Annotated in this window: 14 protein-coding genes; 13 read left to right on the forward strand and 1 reads right to left on the reverse strand. The window is 48.1% G+C overall.

Annotated elements, in window-relative coordinates; genetic code table 11:
• Window positions 1-4 precede the first annotated feature (4 nt).
• The 5 genes from EH198_RS08795 to EH198_RS08815 all read left to right on the forward strand — a co-directional run bounded on the left by EH198_RS08795 (window position 5) and on the right by EH198_RS08815 (window position 5,547).
• A complete protein-coding gene (locus tag EH198_RS08795; RefSeq protein ID WP_124695161.1) occupies window positions 5-1,465 on the forward strand; it encodes a flippase in 1,461 nt (486 codons plus the stop codon).
• A gap of 42 nt (window positions 1,466-1,507) precedes the next feature.
• Entirely contained in the window at window positions 1,508-2,626 is a 1,119-nt protein-coding gene (gene glf / locus EH198_RS08800) for a UDP-galactopyranose mutase (RefSeq protein ID WP_124695162.1), read from the forward strand.
• The gene (locus EH198_RS08805) at window positions 2,616-3,407 is read left to right on the forward strand and encodes a DUF4422 domain-containing protein (protein WP_124695163.1); all 792 of its coding nucleotides are present in this window, start codon (window positions 2,616-2,618) and stop codon (window positions 3,405-3,407) included. The genes glf and EH198_RS08805 overlap by 11 nt, the downstream gene beginning before the upstream one ends.
• Window positions 3,408-3,908: 501 nt before the next feature.
• On the forward strand, window positions 3,909-4,907 hold the full coding sequence (rfbB, locus tag EH198_RS08810; RefSeq protein ID WP_124695164.1) for a dTDP-glucose 4,6-dehydratase: 999 nt from the start codon (window positions 3,909-3,911) through the stop codon (window positions 4,905-4,907).
• A gap of 112 nt (window positions 4,908-5,019) precedes the next feature.
• Entirely contained in the window at window positions 5,020-5,547 is a 528-nt protein-coding gene (locus tag EH198_RS08815; RefSeq protein ID WP_221621499.1) for a YdcF family protein, read from the forward strand.
• Window positions 5,548-5,610: 63 nt separating this feature from the next.
• On the opposite strand, the gene EH198_RS24570 is transcribed toward EH198_RS08815, so the two are convergent.
• Window positions 5,611-5,772, reverse strand: coding sequence for a hypothetical protein (locus tag EH198_RS24570; protein ID WP_185702814.1), 162 nt, complete (start codon window positions 5,770-5,772; stop codon window positions 5,611-5,613).
• Window positions 5,773-6,288: 516 nt separating this feature from the next.
• On the opposite strand from EH198_RS24570, the gene hemA reads away from it, so the two are divergent.
• The 8 genes from hemA to hemB all read left to right on the forward strand — a co-directional run bounded on the left by hemA (window position 6,289) and on the right by hemB (window position 15,119).
• Entirely contained in the window at window positions 6,289-7,677 is a 1,389-nt protein-coding gene (gene hemA / locus EH198_RS08820; protein WP_124695231.1) for a glutamyl-tRNA reductase, read from the forward strand.
• 15 nt (window positions 7,678-7,692) lie between these two features.
• Window positions 7,693-8,520: a cytochrome c biogenesis protein CcsA gene (gene ccsA / locus EH198_RS08825; RefSeq protein WP_124695166.1), complete on the forward strand. Its 828-nt coding sequence runs from the start codon at window positions 7,693-7,695 to the stop codon at window positions 8,518-8,520.
• A 7-nt stretch (window positions 8,521-8,527) separates the two neighbouring features.
• A complete protein-coding gene (locus EH198_RS08830; RefSeq protein WP_124695167.1) occupies window positions 8,528-9,178 on the forward strand; it encodes a precorrin-2 dehydrogenase/sirohydrochlorin ferrochelatase family protein in 651 nt (216 codons plus the stop codon).
• A gap of 1 nt (window position 9,179) precedes the next feature.
• On the forward strand, window positions 9,180-10,136 hold the full coding sequence (gene hemC / locus EH198_RS08835; protein ID WP_124695168.1) for a hydroxymethylbilane synthase: 957 nt from the start codon (window positions 9,180-9,182) through the stop codon (window positions 10,134-10,136).
• A 5-nt stretch (window positions 10,137-10,141) separates the two neighbouring features.
• Window positions 10,142-11,683, forward strand: a complete 1,542-nt coding sequence (cobA, locus tag EH198_RS08840; protein ID WP_124695169.1) for a uroporphyrinogen-III C-methyltransferase — start codon at window positions 10,142-10,144, stop codon at window positions 11,681-11,683.
• A gap of 171 nt (window positions 11,684-11,854) precedes the next feature.
• Entirely contained in the window at window positions 11,855-12,844 is a 990-nt protein-coding gene (locus tag EH198_RS08845; RefSeq protein WP_124695170.1) for an SPL family radical SAM protein, read from the forward strand.
• Between the two features lie 208 nt (window positions 12,845-13,052).
• Complete coding sequence (locus EH198_RS08850; RefSeq protein ID WP_124695171.1) at window positions 13,053-14,039, forward strand: aldo/keto reductase; 987 nt, start codon at window positions 13,053-13,055, stop codon at window positions 14,037-14,039.
• 78 nt (window positions 14,040-14,117) lie between these two features.
• Entirely contained in the window at window positions 14,118-15,119 is a 1,002-nt protein-coding gene (gene hemB / locus EH198_RS08855; protein WP_124695172.1) for a porphobilinogen synthase, read from the forward strand.
• Window position 15,120 lies beyond the last annotated feature (1 nt).

The following is a 15,120-nucleotide window of genomic DNA, read 5'->3' on the forward strand; positions in this document are numbered from 1 at the left end:
CAAATTGGCGAATTTAAAATCTATAAAGACAAATTTTTTGTATAATGCTTTATTAAGGTTTTTAAGTATAATTTTCCCGCTAATTACTTTTCCTTATTTAGCCAGAGTATTATCAGCAGATGGGGTAGGAAGAATAGATTTTGTTACAGCGATTATTCAATACTTTATAATTATCTCTCAAGTGGGGATACCATTATATGCCGTTAGACAATGTGCTAAAGTTAGAGATGATAAAGAGAAATTAAGTAAACTAGTTCAAGAAATATTAATATTAAATTTTGTTATGGTTTCTGTATCCTATTTACTGTTATTTATATCAATGAGTTTTGTGAGTCAATTGAATGAATATAAGAGTTTAATGATAATAATTAGTATTAATATTTTGTCTGTTAATATAGGTATGGAATGGTTTTACCAAGCTATTGAAGAATACAGATATATTACTCTAAGAAGTCTTTTCGTTAAGCTGTTTTCTCTAATATTGGTATTTATTTTTATTAAAGAACAAGATGATTATTTATTATACGGTATTTTTTATGTTCTCTCATTATCGCTCGGTTACTTCTATAACTTTGTAAGAGCAACCAAGTATATTGATTTGTTTAAAAAATATAAAAAATACAATTTCAAAAAGCATTTAAAACCTATTATGATATTGTTTTTTATGAATCTTTCTGTAAGTGTTTATATCAATCTGGACAAAGTAATGTTAGGATTTATTTCTGGAGATAAATCGGTTGGTCTTTACACAGCTGCCAATAAAATTGTAAGTATTATTGTCTTATTAATCACATCTCTAGGGGCAGTTATGTTACCAAGAATGTCGTACTATATAGAAAATAATATGGAAATAGAGAAAAAAAGGCTAATAGGAAAATCTTTAGATTTTGTACTAATGATATCTATACCTTCTGCTGTTGGTATTATTATGCTCTCTAAACAGATCATTTTTTTGTTTGCTGGAAGTGACTATTTAGATGCGATTACTACTATAAAAATTATTAGCCCCATAATTATAGCAATAGGTTTAAGTAACTTGATAGGAATTCAAATATTAGTTTCACATGGTAAAGAAAAGTTGACATTAATATCAACTTTAATAGGTGCCTCTGTTAATTTCATCTTAAATCTGCTTTTGATTTCCAAAATGCAACAGAATGGAGCTGCAATTAGTTCTTTAATTGCAGAAATTTGTGTTGTATTAGCACAGTTTGTTTTAGCTTTTAAATATATCAAAGGAACTATTAAATTTAAGAACTTATTGGGTTATTTTCTAGGGAGTACACTTATTGTTTTAACTTGCACTATAATTCATTTATTAATAAGCAACTTACTAATAAGCACATTTTTATCAGTCTTATTATCTACTTTGTTTTATTACGCTATCTTATATTTATTGAAAAATGAATTCATTTATGGCTTTACAAATAAAATCCTGAAGAAGATACAGCCTTTTAGAAAATAGAACTTTAAATATACATCCATATAAAAGAGGAGTATTAATAATATGTCAAAAGAATATGACTATCTGATTGTAGGCTCTGGCTTATTTGGTGCAGTTTTTGCATATGAAGCAACCAAAAGAGGAAAAAAGTGTCTGGTTATTGATCGCAGAGATCATATAGGTGGTAATGTTTATTGTGAAAATGTTGAAGGTATAAATGTACATAATTATGGGGCACATATTTTTCATACCAATAATAAAGAAATATGGGATTACGTTAATCAATTTGCTGAATTCAATAGATACACTAATGCTCCGATTGCAAATTATAAAGGAGAGATTTATAATTTACCATTTAATATGAATACATTTAACAAGTTATGGGGTGCTATTACACCTGGTGAAGCTAAACAAAAAATTGAAGAACAAAGGAAGACTTCAGGTATAATCGATCCTACGAATCTTGAAGAACAGGCGATTTCTCTAGTAGGAACAGATATATATGAAAAATTAATTAAAGGTTACACTGAAAAGCAGTGGGGGAGAAATGCAACTGAATTACCTGCATTTATTATTAAAAGATTACCTATCAGGTTTAATTACGATAACAACTATTTTAATGATAAATATCAGGGGATACCTGAGGGTGGTTACAATATTATTGTTGAGAAATTATTATTGGGATCAGATGTGAGATTATCAACTGATTTTCTAACCAACCGAAATGAGTTTGAACAATTAACAAAAAAAGTTGTCTTTACGGGAATGATTGATGAATACTATAATTATAAATTCGGAAGATTAGAGTATAGAAGTTTAGTTTTTGAAAATAAGTTGCTGGACATTGAGAACTATCAGGGAAATGCTGTTGTGAATTACACGGATAGAGAGACACCTTATACAAGAATAATTGAACATAAGCACTTTGAATTTGGTACTCAAGAAAAAACTGTTGTTACTAGAGAGTATTCAGTAGAGTGGAAACCAGGCGACGAACCCTATTATCCAATTAACGATAAGAAAAATAACGAGTTATATATCAGGTATAAGCAACTAGCAGAAAAAGAGACAAATGTGATCTTTGGCGGCAGATTGGCAGAATATAAGTATTACGACATGCACAATGTAATTTATGAAGCGCTAAAGATAGTGAAAAAGGAGTTTGGAGAATTTGAAGATTAAAATACTTGTGGCAACACATAAAAAATATGAAATGCCAAGTGAGGGAATATATACACCAATTCATGTAGGAAGAGAAGGGAGGATTGATTTAGGTTATCAGGGAGATAATACAGGCGATAATATCTCATCTAAAAACAGTAATTATTGTGAATTAACAGCCATTTACTGGGCTTGGAAAAACGTAACCTGCGATATAATAGGACTTTGCCATTACAGAAGATATTTTAGTATAAACAATTCAAAGCTTAATAGTAAATTAACAAATATTCTAAATGAAATCCAAATTATAGATATAATGAAAAATTATGACATCATCATGCCTCAAAAAGTCCTTACCAATAAACATACAGTAGAATCGCATTACATTAAGTATCACCGATCTCAGGATTTAAAGGAAATAAGAAACATATTATCAGAAAAATATCCAATATATCTTAATTCATTCGATAAAGTAATGTCTGGTAAAGAGTTGTATTTATTTAATATGTTTATTACCAATAAGAATTTATTTAATGAATATAGCAACTGGTTATTTGATATACTTTTCGAACTGGAAATGAGATTAGATATCTCTAGTTACGATAGATACCAACAGAGAATTTTTGGTTTTTTAAGTGAACGTTTATTCAACGTGTGGTTAGTACACAGAAACTTGAAAATAAAAGAGGTTCCGGTAATTAACTTAGAACCAGTTGAATTTTCAATGAGGTTAAAACGCATACCAAAGAAAATAAAAATGTTAATATCAAAGAAAATTCTAAAGACCAACGAACGAAGATAATCTAAGAAGAAACCAAGTCCATGAAAGGTATTATCCTAGTCGGAGGTAGTGTTACGTGTTTATCCCATTTAATTGATAACAAGTAAGCAGTTGATTCAGATTTACGATAGACCGTGATTTATTATCCAATGAATTTATTACTTTTATTTAGGATGGTAATACCAATTGAATTCCTGAGGTTACAGTGGATTCGAGAGTCTGTTTGGAGATGAAAATCATAATTCGGCATTTTTTAATATATAGTACAGCCTAGTCCTAGCAGGTTTGTTTCGGTCATTTATGCTTAGTTTTATATGTGAGAGGTAATACTTATTTACCTTTTCGTTTAGTTACTTATTCACATATGATATAAAATGATGTTATTTTTCACAATCTTTGATATCACTATTAAATGCGAGGACATTCCTTGAACTCGCTTTATGTGGTGGGGATGATTCTTATTAGAAGTCTTAATTCAAATTAAAAAATAATTCAGTAGCTTTTTGAGGATTGGAGTGGATGATGAGTAAAACAAAAGTGTTGGTTACCGGCGGCGCCGGTTTCATAGGCGGGAATTTTGTGCAATACATGGTGAATAAATACCCGCATTATGACGTGATAAATTTGGACTTGTTGACTTATGCCGGTGATTTATCAAAGCATCGCTCGATCAAGGATAAGGTCAATTACCAGTTTGAACAGGCGGATATTGCGGATCGTAAGACGATCATGACTCTTTTTGAGCGGGAACGATTTGATTTTGTCATTCACTTCGCGGCGGAGAGTCATGTAGACCGTTCCATTACGGACCCTTCGGTATTTGTGCGTACGAATGTAATGGGAACACAGGTACTGCTGGATGCGGCAAGAACGTTTGGGATAACGAAATTTGTTCATGTATCAACGGACGAGGTATATGGAGAACTGGATTTTGATCCGGCTGTATTTTTTACGGAGAATACACCTCTTCAGCCTAATAGCCCCTACAGCGCCAGCAAGGCGTCGTCAGATCTATTGGTTCGCGCTTACCACGAGACTTACGGACTGCCAATGAATATTACACGTTGCTCCAATAATTACGGACCTTTTCATTTTCCGGAAAAATTAATCCCCCTTACGATCTCCCGCGTCATGAACGATCAAAAGGTGCCAGTCTACGGGGACGGCAAAAATATTCGGGACTGGCTGCATGTATGGGATCACTGTGCTGCTATCGACTTGGTCATGCATGAGGGCGTAAGCGGCGAAGTATACAATGTCGGGGGACATAATGAACGCACCAATCTTGAGGTGGTCAAGACGATTATCCATACACTTGGTAAATCGGAAGATTTAATTGAATTTGTCGCCGACCGTCTAGGACATGATAAAAGATATGCTATTGACCCCTCCAAGCTTGAGCATTTGGGATGGAAGCCGACATTCATCTTTGAGACCGGGATTGCCCAAACGATTCAGTGGTACGTTGACAATACGGAGTGGTGGGAACGAATTCTCAGCGGGGAGTACCGCGAGGTTTGATATGAAGCAAATCCGGATGAAAATAAGGAGACCGAGCAAGCTGGCATCTGCTTTTTGTTTGTTCGCTCTCCTGGTTCTTATAGCATTCCTTACCGCAGGCCGTTTTCTCACCTTGACTGATTCACCGAAACAAGCCGATGCCATCATCGTGTTAAGCGGAAGTGGAGGACGGGTGAAAAAAGGAGCCGATTTGTATCATGCCGGTTATTCACAGTATCTTGTTCTATCTAATTCGAAGGGGTATGGCAGCCAGTCCGGCAACATGCTCCAAACCACCCTAGCTCTCGGCATACCGCAGGATGACATCCTTACCGAAAATAAAGCCTTAAGCACGTATGACAATGCTACACTCACATTAGCCATAATGAAGAAGCATGGTTTCACCTCGGCCATTGTCGTTTCTTCCGATTTTCATATGCGGCGGGTGAAGCTTATTTTTGACCATGTGTACAAGAAGTCAGGTATTGAATTGACCTATGTAGGCTCCGTTTCCGGATACGATTCGAAGCGGTGGTGGAGCAACCCGTACAGTCGAGAGATCACTTTCAGCGAGTATGCTAAAATGATCGGCAACTTTTTCGGATACAGTGGGCCAGGAGCCAAAAAAAACCTTGATCAGATCAAGGGCTGGTTCCGCTAACTCTTATCATTTCCGCCAATTAGATCTGGACGACGCTCATAAAACTACCTCAAGCTTAGGCCTCTAAACAACATGTTCACCCGACTTGTCCGCCGCTTGTCTCCGCAGCAACCTCCGCGGCTTCGTTCCAAACTTAATCCAAACGCGGTCCTCATCATCACGGAAGAAGCTGATCCGGAACAGTTTTAAGGGGGTCCAGATTTCTTTGAAATAGTAGTTGGGCATTATTCCATTTCTCCTTACCGATTGCTATATTACTCTAATTATAAGCTGGTTCGTAAGTAATGTTTGTCGTTTTTTGACCCGGAAAATAATTATTATACATATCCTTTCTCGAATAGTACCCTACATAAAAGGTTATATATTTGATCTATAAATGGAATTATGTCCCTGAATATGTTATTTTCTAAGATTTCCTTGTTTCTTTAATCTCTTAAATGGATATGTTTTTTTGAACTTTTTTGCTGATTTGAATTAAATTCTACATTAAGTAGGACTTCATTGCGCATTTGCGAAACTAATGAAATCTTCATGATTGCCTTGCTCCATTCTTTTTCCTACATTATAATAATTCTAATTTCATAAAGTATTCAAAAAATGAGTAAGAAGCGTTATGTCTGTGTGATATACTTTATATAGTGTGTAGCGAATGTATGAAATGGATAGTCTCGATTGATATGGACTAAACATGCAAATGCTAATATACAGCAATGAATTAAGACTAGGATGGTGAACTTGCAGATGCACATCGTCGCCGTTGGCCTGAACTACCGTACAGCGCCTGTCGAAGTGAGGGAACAGTTTGCTTTTGCTGAGAAGGACCTGCCGGCAGCGCTTCATGAGCTGATGCGGACGAAGAGCGTGCTGGAGGGGGTCATCGTCGCCACCTGCAACCGGACGGAAATTTATGTGGTTGTGGACCGTCTTCCTATGTGCGGGCATTTTATCCGCAGCTTCATGGAGCAGTGGTTCGGCGTGAAGAGCGAGCAATTTACACAACATATGTATATATATGAGGAAGAGCAGGCGATCCGGCATCTGTTCCGGGTGACCTGCGGTCTGGATTCTATGGTGATCGGCGAGACGCAGATTTTGGGTCAGGTTCGGAGCGCCTTTTTGACTGCTCAGAGCGAAGGCGTCACGGGAACGTGGTTCAACCGGCTGTTCAAGCAAGCGGTGACCGTGGGCAAGCGGGCCCACAGTGAGACGTCGATCGGAGAGAGCGCGGTATCGGTCAGTTACGCGGCGGTTGAGCTGGGTAAGCGTATCTTTGGTATGTTCACCGGCAAAAAAGTGCTGATTCTCGGCGCCGGCAAAATGAGCGAGCTGACGGTCAAGCACCTGTACGCGAGCGGAGCGGCGGAAGTGGTTGTGGCGAACCGCACCCTGGCGCGCGCGGCCGAGCTGGCGGAGAAGTTCGCGGGCCGTCCGTGCACGCTGGAAGAAGCGGCTTCGCGACTGCATGAGTTCGATATTGTGATCAGCTCAACGGGAGCTGGAGGCTATGTGCTTACGGCTGGCAGAATCGCGGAAAGCATGAAGAACCGTCCGTCCCGTCCGCTGTTTATGATCGACATTGCGGTTCCGCGCGATATTGATCCGTCCGCGTCGGAGCTTCCGAATGTGTTTTTGTACGATATCGACGATTTGGAGGGTATTGTGGAGAGCAATCTGGAAATGCGGCGCAGCGAAGCCGCGAAGATCGAAGGGTTGATTGCGGAGGAGAGCGACAGCTTTCAGCATTGGGTCAAGACGCTGGGCGTGCAGCCGGTCATCCGGGCTCTTCAGGAGAAATCGAATGCCATTCATGAAGAAACGCTGGACAGCCTGTTCAACAAGCTGCCTGAACTGGATGAGCATCAGCGCAAGATTATCCGCCGCCTGACCAAGAGTATCGTGAACCAGATGATGCATGACCCGATTAATGTAATCAAAGAAATGTCGGGCGACAAGAACGGGAATGAATCTCTTGAGTTTTTTACGAAGATCTTTGCGCTTGAGGATCGGCTGGAGTCCGGATCGGAGGGCGTGAGCGCCGCTGCCGAGAGGAACCGCAAACCGCCCGAACCTTCGTCCGGCAGCGGAAACGCCGCTCTGCCCAAGAGTGCCTTTGCTCCGGCAGGCCTCTAATGGGAGGATAGCGGAATGCAATACCTGAATGGAATATATGACGCAGCCTTGCTGCTGTACGCCCTGAGCCTGCTGTTTTATTTCTCGGATTGCCTGAAACGGAGTCCGGATCGGAAGCGGTTAGGCACAGGGCTTCTTGTCTTTGTCGGCCTGCTGCAATGTGCCGGACTTGGCATACGCTTTTACGAGGAGCGGGGGTTGCCGATTTTTACGCCGTATGATTTCCTGTTCTGGTTCTCCTTCACCATTGTGCTGATTTCACTGGTCCAATCGTTTATGAGGCGTTCCGAATTCACGGTGCTGCTGCTCAGTGTGGCAGGGTTCAGCGCTTTTTTGCTAAACCGGGTGTGGCTGACGGCTGAGGATCATACGCTTCAGAGCTGGAAAGCGGTGCACGGCTGGCTGGCTATGCATATTATTCTCGCCAATTTGAGCTTTGCCGCGCTGACGCTGGGTGCGGTGTTCGGGATTATGTACCTGTTCCTGCACGCCAGGCTGAAGCACAAGAAATGGAATGACCGGGTCCGGCGCCTGCCAAGTCTGGAAGTCCTTGATAAGTATGCTTACACATCGGTGCTTGCCGGGACGCCTCTGCTTGCGGTGTCGCTTGTGGTGGCCGGGATCTCGATTGTCTCCGAAGGGCGTCTGCCGCTGTTTCAAGATTTAAAAGTGTTGTCCACGCTTATCGGGCTCGGGATTTACATAACCTATCTTATACTTAGACGGTCGGGCCGGCGCAGCGGGATTGTTATGGCGCGTTGGGCGGTCTCGGGCTACGGGTTCATCATCCTTAATTTTTTGCTGAATTCGTGGTCTGATTTTCATCGTTGGGGCGGAGAGTGAGTAGACAATGGCTGTATATTTGCCGGTAATGCTGGACGTTTGGGGAAAACGCTGCGTCGTTGTCGGAGGCGGGAAGGTGGCGGAGCGCAAGACGCTTGGGCTGCTGGATGCGGGAGCGGCGATAACGGTAATCAGCCCTGTGCTGACGCCGCAGCTCTCGGAGCTGTCGGAACAGGCATCCATTGTCTGGCTGAACCGTATCTATGCTCCCGGGGATGCCCGAGGAGCTTTTCTCGTCTATGCGGCAACCGACGATCCGGCGGTGAACGTTGAAGTGGCGCGCGAAGCGGACAGCCTGGGCGTGCCGGTCAATGTGGGCAGCGATGCGGAAGCCGGAAGCTTCATCACGCCGGGCGTGCTGCGCCGGGGCCGTCTGACCGTTGCGGTATCGACTTCGGGAGCGGGTCCCGGCACCGCCGCGAAGATCACGAAGCTGCTGGAGGAAACGTTTGGCGAGGAATACGAAGCTTATCTGGATTTTTTATATAAAATGCGGCAGGAAATCAAGCGGCAGGAACCGTCGCTGGAGGCTCGAAAGGCTCTGATAAAGAGGCTGGGCACATTGAATGTGCTGGATGAGATCAGAATGGGTACCTTTACAGAGTGGGATTCGGAGCAGATCGGGACTTGGATCGCACAACATCGGGAGGAATATTAAGATGCGAACAATTATAGTTGGCAGCAGACAAAGCGCGCTGGCATTGACCCAGACCGGCCAGGTGATCGACGATTTGAAGCGGCTGAGCGCGGAGCACGGTTTCTCTTTTACATTCGAGGTGAAAAAAATCGTCACCAAAGGCGACCGCATCCTTGACGTTACGCTGTCCAAGGTGGGCGGCAAGGGGCTGTTCGTCAAGGAAATTGAACAGGCTATGCTGGACCGGGAGATCGATATGGCTGTGCACAGCATGAAGGATATGCCCTCCGAGCTGCCCGAAGGTCTGGTCAACGGGGCGGTTCCCCGGCGTGTTGATCCAAGAGACTGCCTGATTTCACGCGGGGGTGTGGCACTAGCAGACCTTCCTGCGGGAGCGCGGGTTGGCACAAGCAGTCTGCGCCGTTCCAGCCAGCTGGCGGCGCTGCGGCCGGATCTGGTCATTGAGCCGGTGCGCGGCAACATCGACTCCAGGCTGCGGAAGCTCGAGAGCGGCGAGTATGACGCGATCCTGCTGGCGGCGGCGGGCCTGGCCCGGATGGGCTGGCAGGACCGCGTGACGGCCTATCTGCCGCCGGAGGAGTGTCTTCCCGCGGTAGGACAGGGCGCGCTGGGGATTGAATGCCGCGAAGACGATGGCGAGCTGCGGAAGCTGCTTTCATTGTATAATGATGAAGAGACTGCACTCACGGTAGCGGCGGAACGCCGCTTTCTCGGCGTGCTTAATGGCGGCTGCCAGGTGCCGATCGGCGCTTTTGCGACCCTTACGAAGAGCGGGGAGGAGGGCGCGGCGGCCGAAGGCCGGAGCATTACGCTTACCGGCATGGTCGGCACGCCGGACGGAGCCGTGATATTGAAGGAGACATGTACCGGCACCGACCCGGTGCGGCTGGGCGAAGAAGTGGCAAAAGCGCTGACCGTGAGGGGCGCGGAGAAGATTTTGTCACAGCTAAGGGGTTGAGGAGATTGACGGGCAAAGTATATTTGGTGGGCGCAGGCCCCGGCGATGCAAAGCTGATTACGATTAAAGGAATGGAATGTATCCAGAAGGCGGATGTGCTGGTTTACGACCGGCTGGCCAGTCCCCGGCTGCTGAAATGGATGCCTCCCGGCGGAGAGAAGATTTATGTGGGCAAGCTGCCGGACCGGCATACGATGAAGCAGGAGGAAATTAATCAGCTGCTCGTCGATCTGGCGCTTCAGGGCAAGACGGTGGTGAGATTAAAGGGAGGCGATCCGACGATATTTGGCCGGGTTGGCGAGGAAGCGGAGCTGCTGCGCAGAAACGGCATTTCCTACGAGATTGTCCCGGGGATCACATCGGCGATCAGTGTGCCGGCTTATGCCGGCATTCCGGTCACTCACCGCGACTATGCATCTTCTGTGTCGATTATTACCGGGCACGAAAGCCCGGACAAGCTGGACCGCTCGATTCATTGGGATAAAGTGACGAATGCCACGGGTACGCTGGTCTTTCTGATGGGAGTCGCCAAAATCGGCTATATCAGCGGCAATCTGATCAAGCACGGACGTTCGCCGGAGACGCCGGTGGCGCTGGTCCGCTGGGGAACGCGCGCGGAGCAGGAGACGCTGATCGGTACGCTCGCCGACATTGAAGAGAAAGTGAAGGCGGCGAATTTCGGGTCGCCGGCCGTTATCGTCGTCGGCGATGTGGTGAAGCAGCGGGAGGAACTCAAGTGGGCCGAGGAACGGCCGCTGTTCGGCAAGCGGATTCTAGTCACCCGGGCGCGCAGCCAGGCGAGTGAGCTGGTGGACCGGATTGAGGACCTGGGCGGAGAGCCTTATGAATTCCCGGTTATCGAAACGGTCATGCCTGAGAGCGAAGAGAAGAAGGAAGCGATAGCCTCGGCGCTGTCGAAGCTTCCGGAATATGATTGGGTATTCTTTACGAGCGTCAACGGCGTGGAGTTCTTCTTTCGCCATCTGGCGGAGCTTAAAGTGGACATTCGCGGCTTGTCCAACGCCCGCATCGCCGCCGTCGGACCCGCAACCGCAGCGGCGCTTGCGCAGCGCGGTCTGATCGCCGAGGAACTGCCGGCCCGCTTCCAGTTAGAAGGGCTGATCGAAGCATACGGCGAGCAGCTGCTTCCCGGGCAAAAGGTGCTGCTGCCACGCGGCGATCTTGCACGGAACTGGCTGCCGCAGAAGCTGGCGGAACTGGGGCTGCCGGTGACGGAGATTGACACGTACGAGACGGTCGTTACCGGCGAAGATGACATCGAGTTATTGAAGCTGCTGGAGGAAGAACGGATACATGCTGTCACCTTCACCAGCTCGTCCACGGTGCAGAACCTCCTCGAAGTATTGAAGCGGATGGGGCTGGAAGATCCGCTGCCGCTGCTGGAGAAGATCAAGATTGCGTGCATCGGCCCGCTCACGGAGCAGACGGCTGTGGAAGCGGGGCTGAAGCCCGGACTGCTGGCAGCGGAAGCCACGATCGACTCGCTGGTGGGCGAGCTATGCCGCTGGAATGAACGGACGCTCTGATTAGTACACAACGGCTGCCTGCTACAGCCCGGCCCGACATGCGCGCCGGGCTGTTTGTCGTTGCTGGCCGCTTCGGGTTGTTCAGGCTCGGTTCTCTGTATTAAATCTTCCGGATGTGATATGATATAGGAACAAATGTTCCTATTGATGATAGAGGATGGAGGATGGAGAATGCCGAAGACATACGAACCGGTAACAGCGAAGACGGGAATGACACGTGTAAAAGAGGAACGAATGCCCTTCGGCTGGTCAATCAATCCGTACCGGGGCTGCGCCCATGGCTGCAGCTTCTGTTATGCCAGAGGATTTCAGGGATTCATCGACAAAAAGGCGGATGACGAGTTCCAGAACCATATTATGCTCAAGACGAATGCGGCGGAGGCGCTGGAGGCACAGCTGTCGAGACTGGCCCGCAGATACAGGCATGATCTTGAAGCCATGCGAAAAGAGGTGGGCGAGGTGATGATCGGGACGGCAACCGACCCCTATCAGCCGGTTGAGGGCAAGACGGAACTGACCCGGAAATGTCTCATGGTGCTTGCCAAGTACGGTATTCGAACCTCGGTGACTACCCGTTCTCCTTTAATTCTGCGGGACCTGGATCTGCTGGAGCAAATGCGTCCACTTACGGTCAATATCAGCATCAATACATTGAATGACGGACTTGCGCGCAGGCTGGAGCCGGGATCGCCGCTCCCTTCCAAGAGGCTGGATACGGTTCACAAGCTGGCGGAACGGGGAATTGCAACGAGCGTGTTCATCGCCCCGATCCTTCCTCTGCTTACCGATGATCCGGCCGGGCTTGAAGCGCTGTTCGCCGCCGCGGCGGAACGGGGAGCTGAATCGGTTATGACTTCGCTGCTGCGTCTTTCCCCGGATGTGAAAGGCTGGTATTTCCGCACGCTGAAAGAACAGTTCCCGGATATCCTGGAGCGATACCGGAGAATGTATGCGGACGGAGGTTATGCCGAAGCGGGCTACCGCGAGAGCATGTCCCGGCTTCTGGATGAGCTGCACCGCAAGTACAGCTCAAGGTTTCGCTCTGCGCCTGAATGGTCTCCCTTAAAGGGCGGGCATCGCGCCGGGGAAGAGCTGCGGCGTCCCGCACTGGCGGAAATCGCCGGGGAGCTGCCGGTAGAGCAGCTGTCTTTCCCGCTTTGAAGGCGGCTTCGCGTCCCGGATCGGAGGAGGCCGGATGGGTGCAAGAGCTTTTGGGGTGATAACACGGGAAGGGCAATAGCGGTGAACTTGAACGGAGACGGACATTGCCTGCTCTAGAGTGTGCAAAGATGCTTTTCCCGGCAGGCTGCGGTAAAATTAAAGGGTTAGTTATTCGGTTCTCTATTAATTACAGAGATGAGGGATTAATATGAAGAAACGCGAATTGGGCAAATCCGGTCTTGAGGTTTCCGCTCTCGGTCTCGGCTGTATGGGCATGTCCGAATTCTACGGCGGCCTCGACGAAGAGGAATCCATCCGCACGATCCACCGGGCGATTGAGATGGGCGTTACCTTTCTCGACACGGCGGATATGTATGGCGTCGGCAGAAACGAGGAACTGGTCGGACGTGCGATCAAGGGACAGCGAAACAACGTTATCCTCGCTACGAAATTCGGCAACGTTCGCGCAGCTGACGGAACACCGCTCGGAATAAACGGCCGGCCCGAGTATGTGAAGCAAGCGTGCGATGCCAGCCTGCGGCGTCTAGGCGTGGATCATATCGATCTCTATTACCAGCACCGGGTCGATCCGAACACTCCGATTGAAGAAACGGTCGGCGCAATGGCCGATCTTGTACAAGCCGGCAAGGTCAGATATCTCGGATTATCCGAGGCATCGCCCCGGACGATAGCCAAAGCGCATGCCGTTCATCCCATCGCCGCGCTCCAGACGGAATATTCGCTGTGGAGCCGGGAGGTTGAGGATGAGATTCTGCCGTTCTGCCGGGAAGAGGGCATCGGTTTTGTGGCATACAGTCCTCTGGGCAGAGGCTTTTTGACCGGTCAGATCAAATCCTTCGAAGATTTGGAAGAGAATGATTACCGGAGATTCTCTCCGCGTTTCCAGGGGGACAACTTCCGCAAGAATCTCGATTTGGTCGAACGCATCCATGAGATTGCCAAGGAAAAAGGCTGCTCGTCCTCGCAGCTGGCGCTGGCCTGGCTGCTCAGCCGGGGCGATGACATCGTGCCGATTCCCGGAACGAAACGCAGATCCTATCTGGAAGAGAACTTTGGCGCTTTGGATATAACGCTGGATGAGGATGACCTGCGCCGAATCGACGAAGTGGCGCCGCAGGGGGCAGCAGCCGGCTTCCGGTATCCCGAGGCTTCGATGAAGGCCATAGATAAATAATCCCACGTTCATTAAACGCGGCGGATGGCAGCGCGATATTTGTTTACACTAACTAACTGATATGCAGGAGGAAGTAGAATGAGCTTTCCATTTATGCGGCACCGCCGCTTGCGGTCTTCCGCCGGTATTCGCGGGATGGTGCGCGAGACGGTGCTGAATCCGCTCGATTTGATACAGCCGATATTTGTTACGTATGGAACCGGGATCAAGCGGGAGATCGGCTCCATGCCGGGCGTTTATCATTTCTCGCTCGATACGCTGAAGGAGGAAGTGGATGAAATCGTCTCCCTTGGCATACCGGCGGTTCTGCTGTTCGGCATTCCGGAGACGAAGGACGCCGTCGGCTCCTCCGGGTTCGACGAGCACGGAATCGTGCAGGAGGCGACACGCTTGATCAAGCAGTGGTATCCCGATCTGCTCGTTGTCGCCGATACCTGCCTGTGCGAGTTCACGGACCACGGCCACTGCGGCATGGTGCATACCCATACCGTGGACGGCGTTGTTCACGGCGATGTGATGAACGACGCTTCGCTTGAACTTCTGACCCGCACGGCGGTATCGCAGGCGAAGGCCGGAGCGGATATCATCGCGCCGTCGAACATGATGGACGGGTTCGTGCAGGCGATCCGCGCCGGGCTGGACGAGGCCGGGTTCGAGCATGTGCCGATCATGTCCTATTCGGTCAAGTACGCTTCCGCGTTCTACGGTCCGTTCCGTGAGGCGGCGGACTCTGCGCCGCAGTTCGGCGACCGGAAGACGTACCAGATGGACCCCGCGAATGTGCGCGAGGCGATCCGCGAAGCGGAGAGCGACGTGCTGGAAGGCGCCGATATGCTGATGGTGAAGCCCGCGCTCGCTTATATGGATGTCATTCGCGTGATCCGCGACCAGTTCGCTCTTCCGCTCGTCGCTTATAACGTCAGCGGCGAATACTCAATGGTCAAGGCGGCTGCGCAGCAGGGCTGGATCAACGAGAAGGCAATTGTGCTGGAGCTTCTGACAGGTCTGAAGCGCGCTGGCGCCGATACGATCATTACGTACCATGCCAAGGACGCGGTCCGCTGGCTGCGCGGGGAGTAGA

Source organism: Paenibacillus rhizophilus, from assembly GCF_003854965.1.
Lineage (GTDB): Bacteria > Bacillota > Bacilli > Paenibacillales > Paenibacillaceae > Paenibacillus_AQ > Paenibacillus_AQ rhizophilus.

What these genes read in the sequence shown, in the direction of transcription:
- hemB (WP_124695172.1), top strand. Translation starts at nt 14,118, where the DNA reads ATGAGCTTTCCATTTATGCGGCACCGCCGCTTGCGGTCTTCCGCCGGT.
- ccsA (WP_124695166.1), top strand. Translation starts at nt 7,693, where the DNA reads ATGCAATACCTGAATGGAATATATGACGCAGCCTTGCTGCTGTACGCC.
- EH198_RS08850 (WP_124695171.1), top strand. Translation starts at nt 13,053, where the DNA reads ATGAAGAAACGCGAATTGGGCAAATCCGGTCTTGAGGTTTCCGCTCTC.
- EH198_RS08845 (WP_124695170.1), top strand. Translation starts at nt 11,855, where the DNA reads ATGCCGAAGACATACGAACCGGTAACAGCGAAGACGGGAATGACACGT.
- EH198_RS08830 (WP_124695167.1), top strand. Translation starts at nt 8,528, where the DNA reads ATGGCTGTATATTTGCCGGTAATGCTGGACGTTTGGGGAAAACGCTGC.
- rfbB (WP_124695164.1), top strand. Translation starts at nt 3,909, where the DNA reads ATGAGTAAAACAAAAGTGTTGGTTACCGGCGGCGCCGGTTTCATAGGC.
- hemA (WP_124695231.1), top strand. Translation starts at nt 6,289, where the DNA reads ATGCACATCGTCGCCGTTGGCCTGAACTACCGTACAGCGCCTGTCGAA.
- glf (WP_124695162.1), top strand. Translation starts at nt 1,508, where the DNA reads ATGTCAAAAGAATATGACTATCTGATTGTAGGCTCTGGCTTATTTGGT.
- hemC (WP_124695168.1), top strand. Translation starts at nt 9,180, where the DNA reads ATGCGAACAATTATAGTTGGCAGCAGACAAAGCGCGCTGGCATTGACC.
- EH198_RS24570 (WP_185702814.1), bottom strand. Translation starts at nt 5,772, where the DNA reads ATGCCCAACTACTATTTCAAAGAAATCTGGACCCCCTTAAAACTGTTC.